Genomic DNA, 17,144 nt, shown 5'->3' with positions numbered 1-17,144 from the left:
AGGGGCTTGGAGCCCCTGGACCGCAAACTTCTGGTGTCGGGCGGCCGGGTCATTCCATGCCCTCCCGGTGCGTTTCGGGCGCAAGGGCGGGCGCCGGGATCCCCGTCCACCAGTGGCGCAGGGCGCCAAATGGAGGTTTCCAAAGGCCTTCCGGCACCTGGCAGGTCCAGGGCAGAGCCCTGGTGGGGTCCGGGGCGAGGCCCCGGGTCGCTCCTACAGTTCGAGAATCCGCTCCGGCGTAGCGCGCCCGCGGATCAGGTCCCACACCCCGATCATGTTCCCGCGGAACCGCCCCCAGCGATCCGCCCAGGGTTCCGGCTTCAGCGACCGCACGAGGTTCGCCAGGCAATGCCGTGCCGCGGAGGGAATGGCGTGGTTCCAGGGGAACGACCCCTTCCGCGCCAGGTAGATGGGATTCACCACCTGGGAATAGCCCAGGCGCAATTGCTTCACGCGGCCCGACTTCGCCCCCAGATGCACGCCCCGCGCGCCGAGCAGGCGCAGGATGGTGCCGTGCTCGCCGAGGCGTCGCGTGACGTCGATGTCCTCGTACCAGGCATACAGCGGCAGGCGCTCGTCCACGCGGATGCCGTGGGCGCGCACCGTCGCCATGCGGAAGGCCATGTTGCAGCCATAGCCGTTGAAGGCGGGCTCGACGGCGGCTTTGTCGGCGGGCGGCGTGTCGGCGGCGAGAAATCCGAAGCCCTCGTCCAGCGAATAGCCGGGGCCCTTTGCGCCGTCGGCAATGACGAGGCCGGTGGCCACCACCATGTCCGGATGCGCGAGGAAGGCGGCCTCGACCACGGCGAGGAAATCCGGCGCGCAGAGGAAGTCATCGTCCAGGAACAGCACCACGTCGCAATCCACCGCCGCGTCCAGGATGGCATTGCGCTGGCGCGGCAGCCCGGCGGCGGCGGTGAGGAACTCGGCGCCGGCGCAGTCCGTGATGTCGTCGGGGGTGACGTGGCAGACGATGGTGCGGTCGGCGCGGCGAGTCTGGCGTTGCAGGTCCGCCAACACACCGGCGAGGATCGCGGGTCGTCCACGCGTGGCGATGCCGATGGCGATGCGCATCACCCGGCCTCCGTCAGCGCGGGCACCGTCGAGGGCTGGCGGGCCTCGCGCGCCAGCATGCCGGCCAGACGGCCACGGAAGGTCATGAAGTAGTAGCCGGCGTCATGCAGCCGGCCGCGCAGCAGGCTGGCCGCCACGCCACCGAGCGGTCGGACCAGGAAGGTCCCGCGCACGGATAGCGGCGCGCCGTTGCGCCTCAGCGCGAAGCCCAGGCCGCGGCCGTAGCGTTCGGCGCGTTCGACGGCGACGTCGGACAGGCGCTTGTCGGGATGGATGATGCGCAGATCGGCGTCGTAGCGGGCGGCAAGACCCTTCGCCATGGCGCGGCAGACCAGGTCGTTGCCTTCGGCGGAGCCGAACGGGCTGCCGGGCCCCATGGATTCGTCGAAGCCGCCGAGCGCCAGCGCGGTCTGGCGGCGCAGGAACAGGTTGAACTCGATGACGCTGGTCCAGACGTTGGACAGGTCGATCGGGCCGCTGTCCAGGCGCCAGCGCCCCGATCCCAGCCCGCCTTCGGGCGAGGCTGCGGGGCCGGTCAGCACATGCAGCGCCGGCGCTGCACGGAAGGCTTGATCGACTTGATCCAGCACGCCGGGCGGATAGAGGCAGTCATCGTCGGGGAAGGTGATGATCTCTCCGCGCGCGTGGCGCAGGCCGAGGTTGCGCGCGTGGTTGGCGCTGCGCACGGACGACCGCAGGCGCTTCAGCGTCATGCGCGGGGCATAGCTTGCCTCGATGGGGCCAAGCCGGTCGTCGTCGTTCTGATCGACGATGATGACCTCGACATCGCTGCGGCCCTGGGCCAGCAGGCTGTCGAGCAGCGCGCCGACGTCCGTATCGCGGCCGAGCGTCGCGACGACGAGGGTGAACCTCATCGCATCGCCTCCTCGACGACACGACGCATGGCGGCGCGGAAGGCGCCGTGGCTGAAGCGTTCGGCATTGGCACGGCAGGCGGCAGGGGCGATGGACAGCGTGTCGAAGGATTCGACCGCGGCGATGATCGCGTCGGCCGATTGCGTGTCGAAGAAGCTGCCGGTCTGGCCGGGGATGACGATGTCGCGCGCGCCGCCCTTGCCGAAGGCGATGACGGGGGTGCCGCAGGCCTGGGCCTCGACGGTCGCGATGCCGAAATCCTCCTCGGCGGCGAAGACGCAGGCGCAGGCATCCTGGGTCAGCCGCACCAGCTCCGCCGTGCCGACGCGGCCGCGGAACTCGATATTGGGAGCGCCGGCGGCGGCCTCACGCACCATGGGTGCGTTGGTGCCGTCGCCCACCACCACCAGGCGGCGGCCGGGCATGCGGCGGAAGGCCTCGGCGATCAGCTCGATGCGCTTGTAGGGCACCATGCGGGAGGCGACGAGGAAGAAGTCCTGCTTGTCTTCCTTCAGCGCGAAGCGGTCGACATCGACCGGCGGATGCACGGTGATGCTGTCGCGCCGCCACGCCTTGCGGATGCGCTCGCCGATATAGGTGGAGTTCGCGACCACCACGTCGGGGTTCATCGCGCTGGCGCGGTCCCAGATGCGCAGCTTGTGCAGCAGGTGGCGGGTGTAGGCGCCCTTCAGCCCGTGCTCCATCTTGGCTTCGCGCAGATACTGGTGCTGCAGGTCCCAGGCATAGCGCATCGGGCTGTGCACGTAGCTGACATGGAGCTGGCCCGGGCCGGTCAGCACGCCCTTGGCGACGGCGTGCGAGGAGGACAGCACGAGGTCGTAGCCCGACATGTCGAACTGCTCGATCGCGATCGGCATCAGGCCGAGATACTTGCGGAAGTGCTTTCGCGCGAAGGGCAGGCGCTGGATGAAGCTGGTCTTCACGGGCTTGCCGCGCAGGAAGCCGCGCTCGGCCTCCGGCATGAAGTCGCAGATCACGAAGAGATCCGCCTCGGGCCATTCGGCGAGGAGCTGTTCCACGACGCGCTCGGACCCCGCATAGGAATCGAGCCATTCATGGACGATGGCGACCTTCATGCGCGGCGGCCCTCGATCAGGGAGAGGAGCGTCCGCGCGGCGCGCTCCCAGGTGAAGCTCCGCGCGCGGTCGAGCCCGGCGCGGATCATGCCCTCGCGCAGGCCGTCCTCCTCGACGAGGCGGGAGACGGTGTCCTGCAACGTCGCCGGCTGCGCGGGGTCGAACCACAGCGCGGCCTCGCCGCAGACTTCCGGCACCGCGCCGGCATGGGCGGCGAGCACCGGGCAGCCGCAGACCATGGCTTCGAGTGGCGGCAGGCCGAAGCCCTCGTAGCGGGAGGGGAAGATGAGGCAGAGCGCGTTCTCGTACAGCGCGCGCAGCTCGGCATCCGACACGCGACCGAGCAGCTTCGCGCTGTCCGCCGCGACGCCGCCGCCGGCGCGGAACACCGCCGGATCGGCGGCGCCGGCCACGGCAAGCGTCAGCCCATGGGCACCGAGCGTCTCGGCAGCCGCGGTCAGCGCGGCGAGGTTCTTGTGCGCGGCGGGATTGCCCACCACCAGCGCGAAGCGGCCGCGTTCCAGGCCATGCTTCGCGATGATCGCGGTGTCGGCCGGCGTGCGCAGCACATGCTCCCCGCCTTCGGGAATGACGCCGGCATCGACGCCGAGCGCGGCCTGGATCCGCGCGCGGGAGAATTCCGAGACCGTCAGGATCATCGCCCCGCTGCGCGCGAGGCGTTTCTGCATCAGCCGATACCAGGTCCGGAAGGCGAAGGAATAGGATTCGGGCGTGTCGAAGGCGCCGGCGTCGTGGATCACCACCGCCTGGCGCGCGCCCAGCATCAGCGGGGCGGTATTGCCCAGGCTGACCAGCATGTCGCCGCGCAGCGCGCGCGGCAGGTCGATCTGCTCCCAGGCCTGGCCGGACCGCGATCCGACGGATTCGGCACGGAAGCTGCGCAGCCCGGCATCCCGCGCGCCGGCCGGATGCAACACCCGCGCGACCGGCCATTCGGACCGCGCGGCCAGCGCATCGGCGGCCGCGACGATCTCGGTCGCGAAGCGCTGCACGCCGGTCATGCCCTGGGTGAGATAACGCCCATTGATCGCGATGCCGGTCATGCCCGCGCCATCCCCACCCGCCGCAGCAGCGCCGCGCGATCGTCCTGCGGCGCGATGCGCCAGCCCATCGCCACGGCCAGGCCCAGCGTGACCGCGCCCAGCAGCATCGGCACGACGACGCCCGGGATCGCCGCCATCAGCACCAGCCCGGCGCCGCAGGCAGCCAGCAGAGGCAACAGCGCACGGCCGGCCTCCGCCGCCGGCGGATAGAAGCGCGCGGCCAGCAGGAAGCGCCCGGCGCAATCCGTCGCCGTGCGGGCGGCCCAGGCGATGGCCGCACCCTCGATACCGATCAGCAGCAGGAGGGCCGCGCCCAGCGGCAGGAAGATCGCGGCCTGGATCAGGGAAAAGGTCGCCGTCACTTCCGGCCGCCCGATCGCATCCAGCAGCGTCCCCGGGACGAAGGCGAGGCAGGAGAAGAAGATCCCGACCCCCAGGATGCGCAGCACCACCCCGCCGCCATCCGCGAAGGCCGCACCGAGCCACAGCCACAGCAGCCAATGGGCCAGCGCCACCAGCACGAGGCAGGCCGGCAGCACCATCCCGGCGACGATCAGCGCGCCGCGCCGCAGCAGCAGCGCCGTGCGCTCGGGCGCGGAGCGAAAGGAGGAGGCGATGGCCGGCAGCAAGGTCTGCGCCACCGCCACGGGCAGGATCCACATGCGCATGACGAGGTCGAGGGGTGTGGCATAGAAGGCCACCGCCGTCAGCCCGATCAGCGCGCCGATGATGAAGCGGTCGGCATAGAGCAGCATCTGGGTCAGCGCGCCGGACAGGCTCATCCACCCGCCCTGGCGCAACAGGGGCCGCAGCAGCGCGAATCGCGCACGGTCCAGGCCGAGCCGCGGCACGTCGCGCCAGGCGAGTGCCGCATAGGCGAGGCCGCTCGCCAGCCGCACCGCGACCAAAGCGAGCATCACGCCGACCAGGCTGTTCCACAGCCACAGGGCGATCACCGGACCCAGGTAGTAGAAGACGCTCACCGGCATGTTGACCAAATTGGCCGCCCGGAAGCGCTGCCACGCCGCCAGCACCCCCCACAGCGCCGCATTCAGCACCACCAGCGGCGCGGCCAGGGCCAGTACGCGGAAGGCGGCCAGCGCCTCGGCCTCGAGCCCCGGCGGGACGATCAGCACGCGCCCGATCAGCACCGGCATGAAGGCATAGGCGAGCCCCGCCATGATCGAGGACAGGCCGAGCAGCGCCCAGATCGTCGCCCCCACCAGCGCCGGGGCGTCGCGTCCGCGGCCCTCGCCGATCGCCTCGGAGACGGCGCGCGTCAGCGCCATGCCGAGCCCGAGGTCGAACACCCCGAAGATGCCGACCATGGCGAGGGCGAGGGTGAACAGCCCCCAGCGGTCGGTGCCCAGCAGATGGACCAGCACCGGGGTGATCCCCAGCGCGATGATCAGCGGGATTCCGCGCCCCAGCGCGTTCCACACCACCCCGGACACGAGCCGGCGTCCGCCGGCCCGGTCTTCGGGGCCCTCGGACGCCGTACCAGTCATCGAATGGGACCCTTGTTTCGCCCGCTGCTCAGTGCGCGCCGCGGCGGGAGAGTACCGCAACCGGGGTCTTCAGCAGAATGCGCAGATCGGCCAGCAGCGAGGGCTGCGAGACATAGGCCACGTCGAGCGCGACGCGCTGGTCGTAGGAGGTCTCGGACCGGCCCGACACCTGCCACAGGCCGGTGATGCCCGGGCGGACCGTCAGATAGTGGGCGGAGGCCGCACCATAGAAGCTGTCGAGCTCCGAGGCGGTGACCGGGCGGGGGCCGACGATCGCCATGTCGCCGCGCAGCACGTTGATGAGCTGCGGCAGCTCGTCCAGCGAGGTCGCGCGCAGGAAGCGGCCGATGCGGGTGATGCGCGGGTCGTTGCGCAGCTTGCGGGTGGTCTCCCACTCCTCGCGCGCCTCGGGGTCCGAGGCGAGCAGGGCTTCTAGCCGCGCCTGGCTGTCCACCACCATGGAGCGGAACTTCAGGCAGCCGAAGATGCGCCCGCCGCGGCCGACGCGATTGTGCGCGTAGAAGGCCGGGCCGCCATCGGCGCGCACCAGCAGCGACACCACCAGGAAGAAAGGCGCGGCCGCCACCAGCGCGGCGGCAGCGATGGCGATGTCCATCGCCCGCTTCGCCAGCGGGGTGAAACCGACCGTACGAATGCCGGTGACAACGCCGGCAACGGCGCTGTGCGGGGGGAGAGGACCAACCGGAACGCTGGACATCGGCGTCAGCAACCTTCTGGATGTCACCATCGCCGGCGGGGGCCGGCGACGGCCAAAGGGGTTCCTCGGACCCGGAGCCGGACCCGCCTGGGGCGGAACGGCGAACCAGTCCTTGGGTTGACCCGGAAGTTGATCCTTGGCGCTGTCGGATTTGGGACCTGCTTGCGGCGCAAATGTGGCGGCGCAGTATTCCGTGAGCGGATTTTTTCGTGGGGGATCAGGGGCTTCGGGGGTGCTGCGTCACTCCCGGACCCCGTTGCGGTTCACCCAGTTTCGCGGCATCCGGTTCGGAGCCATTGTTTTCCCAGGCAATCCTGATCCGACGTTCTCGCGGATTCGGGAGGTCGGACGAAACCGGAGTGCGCCCCCTGTCGCCCAGATCTGAAACTCTTCTGTCTTATGGCGTGGCGTTGCTGCTCGGCGTCGCATTGGTGCTGGCGATCTTCCCGGTCGATTTCCTGCTGCCTCATGCCGGCGGGCCCTGGGCACCGCAGGGCGATGCCGCGCAACACGCCATCGCGCAGCGCTACTTCATCGGCGATGCCTGGCGCTGGCCGCCACTGCTGGCCTTGAACCTGCTGCCGCCTGACGGGCTGAACATCGCCTTCGCCGACGGCATTCCGCTGCTTGCCCTGCCGCTGAAGGCGCTGCGCGCCGTCCTGCCCGAGGGCTTCCACGGCATCGGCCTGTGGTATGCCATCGCCTGGACGATGCAGCCGGTCGCCGCCGTCTGGTGCTTGCGCGGGACGGGTGAGCGGCGCCTGCTGCCGGCCGTGGCGATCGCGCTCGCGGCCTCGGCCATGCCGGCCTTCATCAACCGCTATGGCCACGCCGCGCTGACCGGGCATTTCACGCTGCTGGTCGCGCTGGGCCTCTATCTGCGGCTGGCGCGCGGGCAGTCGGCGGCGTTGTGGGGCGCGGCGGTGCTGGTCGCGGTCGCGACGCTGCTGGTGCATCCCTATCTCGCGGCGATGGTGCTCGCGCTGCTCGCCGCCGTGCCGGCGACGCTGCTGCTGCGCGGGGATCGCGGATGGTTCGCCGCCGGGCTGGGTCTGCTGGCCTGCGTCGTCGCGGTGGGCGCGGTGATGGCAGCCTTCGGCTATCTCGGCGCGCAGGGCGATGGAGGCTATGGCGATTTCGCGCTGAACCTGCTCTCGCCCGTCTGGCCCTGGCGATCCTGGTTCATCGGCGGGCTGGTGAACGCCGAGGTCGACGCGACCGGCCATGGCGGGTGGGAGGGCTACAACTGGCTCGGCCTCGGCCTGCTGGCCGGGCTGCTTGCCGTCGCGGTGCTGGCGCCGCGCGATTTGCTGCGCGCGCTGCGGCACCACGCCGGGCTGGCTCTGGTGCTGCTGGGGCTGACGCTGCTGGCCGTGTCCTTCCGCGTCGGGCTCGGGCGCGGCGTCGTGCTGGACCTCGGGGCGCCGCCTGGCTTCCTCGAGCAGTTCCGCGCCTCGGGCCGCTTCTTCTGGCCGGTCGGTGCGGCGCTTCTGGTGGGTTGCATCGCGCTGCTGGCGCGCCTGCCGCGCATCGGTCCCGTCGCGGTCCTGCTGCTCGGCGCGGTGCAGTTCCTCGACGCCGCGCCGAATCGCGCCGCGATTCACGCCTGGGCGGCGACGCGCATGCCCTGGAGCGTTGATGCGCCGACGCTGCGGCACCTGCTTGCCGGGGCGGACTCCGTCGCGGTCTTTCCCACCTGGCCCTGCGTGCCGAAGCCGGACACCTTCGGCGACCACACGCGACAGTTGCAGGTGTTGAGCCTCGCCGCCGAACGGCCAGTACCGGCGAACACCATGTATGTCGCACGCTGGCGCGGCGAGCGGCCGCGTTGCGACGATGAAGCGGCGATGGCGCGTCCGCTCGCGCCGGGGGAACTGCGCATCATCCTGCCGGGGGCGCGCAGCGGCCCGCCGCCCGCGGCGTGCCAGGAGGTCGGCGCACTCCTGGCCTGCCGCGGGCCGTAGCGGAGAGGCCCGACGCCTGCGCGCCACGCGGGAAGCGTGGAACGGAGAGGGGCTCCACCCCGGATACCGGATCCCTCCTCGAACCGCCGGAGAAGATAAGAATTCGGTTACTCGCGAACGGCTATCCAATCTGCCATCGGGTTGGAGCCGTTCCGTCATGTCGATTGCGCGCCGCGTGCTGCTCTCCGGCTTCGGCTTTCCTCTCGCCGCCGCCGCCGGGGACCTCGCCGTGCTTCAGGTCGCGGGCAGCATCGCACCGCCCTCACCCCGCCTGCTGGACCTCGCCGCGCTCGACGCAATCGGGCTGGAACCGCTCGTCACGCGCACGCCCTGGACGCAGGGGCCGCAACATTTCTCGGGTGTGACGCTGGCGCGCCTTCTCGCCTCGCTCGGTGCCTTCGGCGACACGCTGCGCGTCGTGGCGCTGAATGACTACGCGGCCGCCATGCCGATCGCCGAGGTGTTGGCGAGCGACGGCTTCCTCGCCACCCGCCAGGATGGCGAGCCGATCCCCATCCGGAATCGCGGGCCGTTCTGGATCCTCTTCCCCTGGTCGGAGCGCCCCGAATTGTTCACCCGGATCCACCGCCAGCGCGCAGTCTGGCAGGTCAAACGATTGGAGATCGCGTGAGCGGCCGCGGCCGGGCAATGGCCAGCTCCGGCCGTTGGTCGCGCTCCACCGTCCCTCTGCTGGCGATCACCGCGGCGGTGGTCGTCTTCATCGCCTCGCTGGCGACCTCGGGCCGGCAATTGGCACGCATGGCCGAGCTGCAGACGGAAGGCCACCGCATCGGCGTGTGGGAAAGCAGCCAAGCGCTGCTCGAGCTCTCGCGGCTGCACACCGATGTCGAGCGCCTGGCGGCCGGCCAGCCCGATGCGCCCCAGGACGTCGTGCTGCGCTTCGAGATCGTCTGGAGCCGCCTGGTCGCCTTGCAGGAAGGCGACGGCGAGACCCGGGTGCCGGTCGTCCTGCGGGAGATCCGCACCGGCCTGCCGGACCTCTTCGCCACCCTCGCCCCGATCGAGCGCCTGCCCGCGCGCTACGCGACCGGTGACGCGCAGGCGATCCCGGAGGCGCGCGACGCGCTGACGACTCTCGTCGCACGGCTCGGCGAGGCGAACCGCAATCTCTATTTCGAACAGCAGGTCGCCAAGGACGCCGCGGCCGCCGGCCTGCTCCGGCTGCACCACGCCTTCGCCGTCAGCGCCATCGGCCTGGTGGTCAGCGCGACGCTGCTCTCGGCTCTTCTCTATGTGTTGTGGCGCCGTACCACCGGCCTGCTGGAGCAGACCGAGGCGGCGAGCGCGCGCGCCGAGGATTCGGAACGCATGCTGCGCGTGGTGGTCGATGCGCTGCCGGTCATGGTCTCGGCCCATGATCCGCAGGGGCGATTCGTGCTGGCGAACGCCGCCCTCGCGGCCTTCCACGGCACCAGCGAGGCCGCGCTGCTCGGGCGCAACATCGCCGAGATCTCCGCCTCGGCCGAGGATGCCGCCGATCTCGCCGCGGCCCTGGCCGGCGGCCGCCAGCTTCCGTTCCGGGAGGTGACCGCGACCGGCCCGGATGGCACGGAACATACGTTGCTCAGCACCGCGGCCCCGGTGATGGCCCCGGGTGCCGCGCCCTCCTTCGTGGTGCGCATCGGCATCGACATCACCGCACGGAAAGCCGCCGAGGAACAGATCCGCTACATGGCGGAGCACGATTCCCTGACCGGCCTCGCCAACCGGCTGCTCTTCACCCGCCACCTCGACCGCTTGCTCGCCGAGGGCGGGATGGTGGCCCTGCACCTGATCGACCTCGACGACTTCAAGGATGTGAACGACACCATGGGCCATGCGGCGGGCGATGCGCTGCTGATGGCCGCGACCAGCCGCATGCGCTCCTGCCTCAGGCCCGCGGACATGCTGGCGCGGCTGGGGGGTGACGAATTCGCCGTGGTGCAGGCAGGCATCGCCGGACCGAAGGAGGCCGATGCGGCGGCCTCGCGCCTCATCCGCGCGCTGCGCGCGCCCTACGCGATCGACGGCACCAGCGTGACCGTGGGTGCGAGCATCGGCGTCGCCATCGGCCCGGTCGATGGCGTCGATGGGCCCGCCCTGCTGCAACGCGCCGACATTGCCCTGTACCGCGCCAAGGGGTCGGGGCGCGGCCAGGTACGGCGATTCTCGGCGGCCATGGCCGCCGCGCTGATCGACCAGCGGCGGCTCGAAGCCGATGTGCAGCGGGCGCTCGCGAAGCGGGAACTCCATTTCGCTTTCCAGCCCAAATTCCACCTCTCCGATCTGTCCTTCGCGGGCTGCGAGGCGCTGCTGCGCTGGAACCACCCGACGCGCGGTGCCATCCCGCCAAGCCTCTTCATCCCCGCCGCAGAACGCGCGGGGCTTTCGGTCGCGCTGGCCCGGGTGACGCTCGAACAGGCGCTGGTGCAGCAGCAGGAATGGCGCAAGGCCGGGCTCGACATCGCGATCGCGGTGAACCTCTCGGCACGCCATATCGTGACCGGCCAGGCCCCCGACCTGCTGCGGGAGGCGCTGGACGCCGTCGGCGGCCAGCCCGACCGGCTCGAGATCGAAGTGACCGAGGATGTCTTCATCCGCGACCCGGATGCCGCGGCGGCGACCCTCGCGCGGCTGAGGGAGACCGGGGTGCGGCTTGCGCTGGATGATTTCGGGACCGGATACGCCTCGCTCGGCTATCTGCAGCAACTGCCCTTCGACGTCATCAAGCTGGACCGGTCCTTCGTGGCCGGGCTCGGCACCAGCACCCGCACCGAGCGGATCGTGGACGCGGTGACGCGCATCGCCCATGGGCTCGGCGCCAGGCTGGTGGCGGAAGGGGTGGAAAGCGCCGTGCAGCTCGCCCGGCTGCGGGATTTCGGCTGCGACGAGGGCCAGGGATACCTGCTCGGCCGGCCCATGCCGCCCGAGGCGCTGGCCCGCCTGGTGCCGCCCTCGGCACGGAGCGCGACCAAGGCCCCGCTCATGCCGGTCGAGTAACCGCCCGCGGCCCGCGCGGCCAGCCTTACCAAACCCTTGCTGCGCCGCCACATCCGCTTGACAGCCGGGGGGCCTCACCCTAAAGCCCGGCTGCCTTCCGGCGGGGGCCCGCCAGGGAGCAAAGGTGAACGAGCGCGACGGTTTCGAGGAACGCTTGCGGCAGGCCAGATCCAAGCAGGGTCTGGATACGCCACCCGCCGGGCGCGGGAAGGCACCGCAGAGCCCCTGGGGGTTCGGCTTGCGCGCGGGGGTCGAGGTCGTCTCGGCCCTGGTTGTCGGCATCGGTCTCGGCTTCTGGCTGGACCGCTGGCTCGGCACCTGGCCTTGGCTCTTCCTGGTGTTCTTCGTCATGGGCAGTGCGGCCGGGGTCTTGAACGTCTATCGCCTGTTCAATCCGCGACCGCGCTCGCGCACACGCAGTGACTGATGGACGGGGGATCAGCCGTTGGCGACCGAAGGCAAGACGATCGACGCTCTCAGCCAGTTCGAGCTGTCGCCGATTCTCGGCGTGGTCGGCAAGGCGGTGTCCTTCAGCCAGTCCAACGTCTTCATGCTGGTGGCGCTACTGCTGTCGGCCGGGCTGATGCTGGGCTCCGCGCGCCGCGGCGCGCTGATCCCGGGGCGCTTCCAGGCGCTCGGTGAATCGGCCTACGAATTCATCGCCGGCATGGTCCGCGACCAGGTGGGCGACGAGGGCAAGAAGTACTTCCCCTTCGTCTTCTCGGTCTTCATGTTCGTGCTGTTCGGCAACCTGCTCGGCATGCTGCCCTACGCTTTCACCTTCACCTCCCACATCGCGGTGACGCTCGCCTTGGCGGTGGTGGTGTTCCTGACGGTGACGGTGATCGCGATCGCCCGCCACGGCTGGCACTTCTTCTCCTACTTCTTCCCCGAAGGCGCGCCGGTCTGGCTGGCGCCGATCATCATCCCGGTCGAAGTGATCTCCTACTTCTCCCGCGTGGTGTCCCTCTCGGTGCGTCTTTTCGCGAACATGGTCGCCGGCCACGTCATGCTGAAGGTCTTCGCCACCTTCGTCGTGCTGCTGGGTGGCCTTGGCGTGGTGGGCCCCTTCGTGGCCGCCCTGCCGCTCGCGGTGAACATTGCCCTGGTCGGCTTCGAATTCCTGGTCGCGTTCCTGCAGGCCTATGTCTTCGCCATCCTGACCAGCATCTACCTGCACGACGCGGTGCACCTGCACTGACCCGCCATGTGACCGGGGTGCCGGTGCACACGCGTACGTACAGAACCTCCATGGATTGACGGAAGGACGAGTAACATGGAAGTCGCCGCTGCGAAGGCCCTTGGGGCCGGTATCGCCGTGATCGCGCTGTTCGGCGTGGGTCTCGGCATCGGCAACATCTTCTCCTCGCTGATCACCAGCGTGGCGCGCAACCCGGGTGCCCGCGACGCGGTCTTCCCGATCGGCATTCTGGGCTTCGCCCTCACGGAAGCCGTCGCGCTCTTCGCGCTGCTGATCGCCTTCCTCATCCTGTTCGCCTGATTCCGCTGCCCCGCGCCCGGCAACGGGCCGCGGGGCACGGCGTCCGCCCGGGTTCGCCCCGGGATGTTGAGGTGATGGAGAGGATGGCGATGCGCCGAGTGACGATGCTGGCGGTCCTGGCCGCCACCCTGCCGGCGATGGCGTTCGCGGCCGAGACGGGCGTCGTGCCTGTCGATGGCATGCCGCAGCTCGCCTTCGGCCACCCCGAACAGGGCCCACTGCTGATCGGCCAGGTGGTCTGGCAGCTGATCATCTTCGGTGCGCTGGTCTACATCATGGCCCATGTCGCCCTGCCCAAGGTGGGCGCGGTGATCGAGGGCCGCCACAGCCGGATTGCGGCAGACCTCGAGGCAGCGCAGGCCGCCAAGACCGAGGCCGACGCCGCCATGGCCGCGCATCGCGCGGCGACCGAGCAGGCGCGCGCCGCGGCCCGCACCCAGGTCGCCACCGCCATGCAGGCCGCCCAGGCCGAGAGCGATGCCAAGGCCGCGGCGCTGGCTACGCGCCTGAACGCCCAGATCGCCGAGGCCGAAGCCAGCATCGAGGCCTCCCGCACCGCTGCCATGGGCGCGCTGCGCGGGGTCGCGACCGATACCACTGCGGCGCTGCTGACCAAGCTGGTCGGCCGGGCCGATGCCGCGGCGGTCGATGCCGCCGTGTCGCGCGAACTCGCCGCGCGCGGGAGGGCGTGATGCACCACTACGAACACTTCTGGCTCGACCCGAAGTTCTGGGTCGCGGTTTCCTTCGTCCTGTTCTTCCTGCTGCTCGGCAGGAAGCTGTGGGGCGCGATCGGCGGGGCGCTCGACGCCAAGGCCGCCGGGATCAAGCGTCAGCTCGATGAGGCGTCGCGCTTGCGCGCCGAGGCCGAACAGATGCTGAAGGATGCCGAGGCCGAGCGCGCCGCCGCCGCGAAGGAGGCGGAGGACCTGCTGGCCCGCGCCGCCGCCGAGGCGGACCGCGTCGCCGCCGCCGCGGCCGCCGAGGCCGAGGCCGCCGCGAAGCGCCGCGAGCGCATGGCGCTCGACCGCATCGCCGCCGCCGAGGCCAGCGCCGTCGCGGACGTCCGCAACGCCGCCGCCGAGATCGCCGGCGCGGCCGCCCGTTCGGTGCTGTCGGAGACGCTGGACGCCGCCGCCGACGCCGCCCTGGTGGACCAGAGCCTGAACGACCTGCCCAAGGCGTTGCGCGCGGCCTGATCGGTCGCCATCGCCCGATACCGGGGCGTCGGCCTTCGCGGCCGGCGCCCTTTTTTTATGCTTTTTCGGCAAGCACGCCGCCTTCCCCTCGGGCGCGTGATGGCGCAAGCATGCTGCCACTGACACGCTCGGGATGCATTGCCATGTCCTTACGCTTCACCCTTGCCGCCGCGCTGCTGGCCGGCAGCGCCATGACGGCGCAGGCAAACAATTTCCGTTGGGCCAATGACGGCGACGTCAACTCGATGGATCCCTACACGCGGCAGGAGACCTTCCTGCTGTCCTTCAACGCCAATATCTACGAGCCGCTGGTCCGCCGCGACGCGCAGATGCGCGTCGAACCCGCGCTGGCCGAGCGCTGGGAGAACCCCTCCCCCACCGTCTGGCGCTTCCATCTGCGCCAGGGCGTCCGCTTTTCGGATGGCACGCCATTCACCGCCGACGACGTGATCTTCAGCGCGGAACGCGCACGCGGGCCGGGGTCGAACATCCAGGGCGTGCTCGCCTCGGTGAAGGAGATCCGCAAGATCGACGACCATACGGTCGAATTCGAGACCACCGTCCCGAACCCGATCCTGCTGCAGGAAATCACCAACTGGGGCATGATGTCCCGCGCCTGGGCTGCGCAGCACAACGCGGAACGCCCCGTCGACCTGACCACCACGGGTGAGAACTTCGCCACCCGCAACGCGATGGGCACGGGCCCCTTCCTGCTGCAGTCGCGCGAGCCCGACCGCCGCACCGTGCTGGTGCCGAACCCGACCTGGTGGGACACCCCGCGCCATAACCTCACCCGCGCGGAGTTCAACGTCATCTCCAACGACGCGACGCGCGTCGCGGCCCTGCTCTCGGGCGAGATGGACTTCGTCTACACCGTGCCGCCGCAGGACGTGGAACGCATCCGCCGCTCGCCGGGCGTGTCCATCCTCCAGGGACCTGAGCTGCGCACCATCTACCTCGGCATGGACCAGATGCGGCCGCAGCTTCTGAAGTCCGACGTTCAGGGGAAGAACCCGTTCCAGGACGTGCGCGTGCGCCGGGCCATGCTGCTGGCCATCGACGTGAACGCCATCCAGCGCACCGTGATGCGCGGCCAGTCGCGGCCGACCAACCTGCTCTACGGGCCGGGCGTGAACGGCTTCCTTGAGGCCGACGACGTCCGCCCCGCGGTGAACGTCGCCGAGGGCCGCCGCCTCCTGACGGAAGCCGGCTACCCGAACGGCTTCGGCGTCACCCTCGACTGCCCGAACGACCGCTACGTCAATGACGAGGCCGTCTGCACCGCCATCACGGCCATGCTGGCGCGGGTCGGCATCCGCGTGACGCTCAACGCGCAGACCCGCGCGCGCTACTTCTCCGAGATCAACGGGCCGCGCTTCAACACCTCCTTCTACATGCTGGGTTGGACGCCCTCGACCGGTGATGCGCACAACGCCTTCTACAACCTCGCGGCGACGCGTACCGGCTCGCGCGGCGTGTTCAACAGCGCGGGCTATTCCAACCCGGCCTTCGACACGCTGGTGGACCGCATCGCGGTGGAAACCGACCCAGCGCAGCGTCAGCGGCTGATCTCGGAAGCCAGCCAGGTGCTGCGCGACGACGTCGCCTTCATCCCGCTCCACCAGCAGCAGATCGTCTGGGCGGTGCGCAATGGCTGGACCGTCGTGCAGACGGCGGACAACTACTTCCAGCTCCGGCATGTGCGGCACGGCCAGTAAGGCGCGCCGGAGAGGGGCTTGCCCCTCTCCGGACCTCACCTGGGCACGGGTACCCCTTCACGTTGCCTCGCAACGCGAATGGGAGCCCGCATCGGCCGAAAGACCTTTCTAGACCTCACCCCGGCGCCGGGCGCGACCGCCAGGATCAGTGCCGAGACCCGCATCGGCGCACCAAATGCGCTGTGAGGGCATCGCATGGCGTTGCTGCGCGGCGCCAGCTATCCGGCATTCCAAATGCTCTCAGCATTTGGCGGGGTGGTCCGGAGGGGCAGAGCCCCTCCGGTTCCTTTCTCCGGCCGGGCCTTTCCTCCCCTACCGCTGCACGACTGCCAGCGAGTTCGCGAAGCTGTCCTCGACCACCCGGAACCAGGTCTGCTGTTCCACGCGGTAGCGGTCCCACTGCGCGTGGATCTCCTTGAACCGCGCATTGCGGTTGCCGAGTTCGGCGTAGAGCTCCTGCGTCGTGCGGAAGCAGGCCGCGATGACGTCGCGCGGAAAGGCCTTGAGCTGCGTGCCGGACGCGATCAGCCGCCGCAGCGCCGGCGGATTCAGCGCGTCGTAGCGCCCCGTCATGTAGACATAGCCATCGCCGCAGGCCGTCTCGAGCGCCGCCTTGTAGGTCGGCGGCAGGCCCTCCCAGGCGGCCTTGTTCACCAGCATGGTGATGGACGGGCCGGGCTCCCACCAGCCGGGGTAGTAGTAGTATTGGGCGACGCGCTGGAAGCCGAGCTTCTCGTCGTCATAGGGCCCGACCCATTCGGCGCCGTCGATCACGCCGCGCTCCAGCGCGGGGTAGATGTCCGCCCCGCCAAGCTGCTGCGACACGGCGCCGAGCTTGTTCAGCACCTCGCCCGCATAGCCCGCGATGCGGAACTTCAGGCCGCGCAGGTCCTCGACGCTCTTGATCTCCTTGCGGAACCAGCCGCCCATCTGCGCACCGGTATTGCCGCCGAGCAGGCAGACCACGCCCTGGTCCGCGAAGACCGGCGCCATGAGGTCCTTGCCGCCGCCGTCATGCCACCAGGAATATTGCTGCCGGGCGTTCAGCCCGAAGGGCACGCAGGACCCGAAGGCGAGCGATGGGTCCTTGCCGGTGTAGTAGTAGGGGGCCGACCAGCCGATCTCGACCGACCCCTGCCCTGCGGCATCGAGCACCTGCAGCGCCGGGACCAGTTCGCCGGGTGCGAAAGGCTGGATCTGGAACGCCCCCTCGGTGATCTCGTTCACCCGGCGGCAGATGTGTTCCTGCGTGCCGTAGAGCGTATCGAGCGATTTCGGGAAGCTGCCCGGGCAGCGCCAGCGGATGCGGGGCTGGGCATTGGCGACATGCGGTGCGGCGACGGTCGCGACAGCTGCGCCCGCCGCCCCGCTCGCGATGAAGCGGCGACGATCCATTCTTGGCTTTCCTCCAATGCCGGAAACGCTCC

16 protein-coding genes are annotated in these 17,144 nt (G+C 70.3%); 9 read left to right on the top strand and 7 right to left on the bottom strand.

Going from position 1 to position 17,144, the window contains the following annotated elements:
• Window positions 1–213: 213 nt before the first annotated feature.
• Genes KPL78_RS02070 through KPL78_RS02045 form a run of 6 tightly spaced genes read right to left on the bottom strand, consistent with a single transcriptional unit; the run spans window position 214 to window position 6,336 of the window.
• Complete coding sequence (locus KPL78_RS02070; RefSeq protein WP_219761032.1) at window positions 214–1,074, bottom strand: glycosyltransferase family 2 protein; 861 nt, start codon at window positions 1,072–1,074, stop codon at window positions 214–216.
• The gene (locus KPL78_RS02065; protein WP_219761030.1) at window positions 1,074–1,949 is read right to left on the bottom strand and encodes a glycosyltransferase family 2 protein; all 876 of its coding nucleotides are present in this window, start codon (window positions 1,947–1,949) and stop codon (window positions 1,074–1,076) included. The genes KPL78_RS02070 and KPL78_RS02065 overlap by 1 nt, the downstream gene beginning before the upstream one ends.
• The gene (locus tag KPL78_RS02060) at window positions 1,946–3,046 is read right to left on the bottom strand and encodes a glycosyltransferase (protein ID WP_219761029.1); all 1,101 of its coding nucleotides are present in this window, start codon (window positions 3,044–3,046) and stop codon (window positions 1,946–1,948) included. Before KPL78_RS02060 ends, KPL78_RS02065 begins: the two co-directional genes overlap by 4 nt.
• A complete protein-coding gene (locus KPL78_RS02055) occupies window positions 3,043–4,110 on the bottom strand; it encodes a glycosyltransferase family 4 protein (protein WP_219761027.1) in 1,068 nt (355 codons plus the stop codon). The genes KPL78_RS02060 and KPL78_RS02055 overlap by 4 nt, the downstream gene beginning before the upstream one ends.
• Window positions 4,107–5,618: a flippase gene (locus tag KPL78_RS02050; protein WP_219761016.1), complete on the bottom strand. Its 1,512-nt coding sequence runs from the start codon at window positions 5,616–5,618 to the stop codon at window positions 4,107–4,109. The genes KPL78_RS02055 and KPL78_RS02050 overlap by 4 nt, the downstream gene beginning before the upstream one ends.
• A 28-nt stretch (window positions 5,619–5,646) precedes the next feature.
• Window positions 5,647–6,336 carry a sugar transferase gene (locus tag KPL78_RS02045; RefSeq protein ID WP_219761015.1) on the bottom strand — a complete coding sequence of 230 codons (690 nt, stop codon included), beginning with the start codon at window positions 6,334–6,336 and terminating at the stop codon, window positions 5,647–5,649.
• 404 nt (window positions 6,337–6,740) lie between these two features.
• Here KPL78_RS02045 and KPL78_RS02040 point away from each other — a divergent pair, with 404 nt between their 5' ends.
• From KPL78_RS02040 to KPL78_RS02000, 9 genes are all read left to right on the top strand, one after another.
• On the top strand, window positions 6,741–8,300 hold the full coding sequence (locus tag KPL78_RS02040; RefSeq protein ID WP_219761013.1) for a DUF6311 domain-containing protein: 1,560 nt from the start codon (window positions 6,741–6,743) through the stop codon (window positions 8,298–8,300).
• Between the two features lie 157 nt (window positions 8,301–8,457).
• Window positions 8,458–8,931: a putative pterin-binding protein gene (locus KPL78_RS02035; protein ID WP_219761011.1), complete on the top strand. Its 474-nt coding sequence runs from the start codon at window positions 8,458–8,460 to the stop codon at window positions 8,929–8,931.
• Window positions 8,928–11,300, top strand: coding sequence for a putative bifunctional diguanylate cyclase/phosphodiesterase (locus KPL78_RS02030; protein WP_219761009.1), 2,373 nt, complete (start codon window positions 8,928–8,930; stop codon window positions 11,298–11,300). Before KPL78_RS02035 ends, KPL78_RS02030 begins: the two co-directional genes overlap by 4 nt.
• Window positions 11,301–11,424: 124 nt before the next feature.
• The gene (locus KPL78_RS02025) at window positions 11,425–11,727 is read left to right on the top strand and encodes an AtpZ/AtpI family protein (RefSeq protein ID WP_219761008.1); all 303 of its coding nucleotides are present in this window, start codon (window positions 11,425–11,427) and stop codon (window positions 11,725–11,727) included.
• An 18-nt stretch (window positions 11,728–11,745) separates the two neighbouring features.
• Window positions 11,746–12,501 (top strand): F0F1 ATP synthase subunit A, encoded by a 756-nt coding sequence (locus KPL78_RS02020; protein ID WP_219761006.1) that lies wholly within the window; start codon window positions 11,746–11,748, stop codon window positions 12,499–12,501.
• A gap of 75 nt (window positions 12,502–12,576) precedes the next feature.
• Window positions 12,577–12,801, top strand: a complete 225-nt coding sequence (locus KPL78_RS02015) for an ATP synthase subunit C family protein (protein ID WP_133221840.1) — start codon at window positions 12,577–12,579, stop codon at window positions 12,799–12,801.
• 83 nt (window positions 12,802–12,884) lie between these two features.
• Window positions 12,885–13,493, top strand: a complete 609-nt coding sequence (locus tag KPL78_RS02010; RefSeq protein WP_219761005.1) for a F0F1 ATP synthase subunit B family protein — start codon at window positions 12,885–12,887, stop codon at window positions 13,491–13,493.
• Complete coding sequence (locus KPL78_RS02005; RefSeq protein WP_219761003.1) at window positions 13,493–13,999, top strand: F0F1 ATP synthase subunit B family protein; 507 nt, start codon at window positions 13,493–13,495, stop codon at window positions 13,997–13,999. The genes KPL78_RS02010 and KPL78_RS02005 overlap by 1 nt, the downstream gene beginning before the upstream one ends.
• Before the next feature lie 143 nt (window positions 14,000–14,142).
• On the top strand, window positions 14,143–15,717 hold the full coding sequence (locus KPL78_RS02000; protein ID WP_255568508.1) for an ABC transporter substrate-binding protein: 1,575 nt from the start codon (window positions 14,143–14,145) through the stop codon (window positions 15,715–15,717).
• Between the two features lie 312 nt (window positions 15,718–16,029).
• Here KPL78_RS02000 and KPL78_RS01995 read toward each other — a convergent pair whose 3' ends face one another.
• Entirely contained in the window at window positions 16,030–17,112 is a 1,083-nt protein-coding gene (locus tag KPL78_RS01995; RefSeq protein ID WP_219761002.1) for a TRAP transporter substrate-binding protein, read from the bottom strand.
• Window positions 17,113–17,144: the final 32 nt, after the last annotated feature.

It is taken from the genome of Roseomonas alba, from assembly GCF_019430885.1.
In the GTDB taxonomy this organism is placed as follows: Bacteria; Pseudomonadota; Alphaproteobacteria; order Acetobacterales; family Acetobacteraceae; genus Neoroseomonas; species Neoroseomonas alba.
This window is presented reverse-complemented; position numbering and strand designations above follow the sequence as displayed.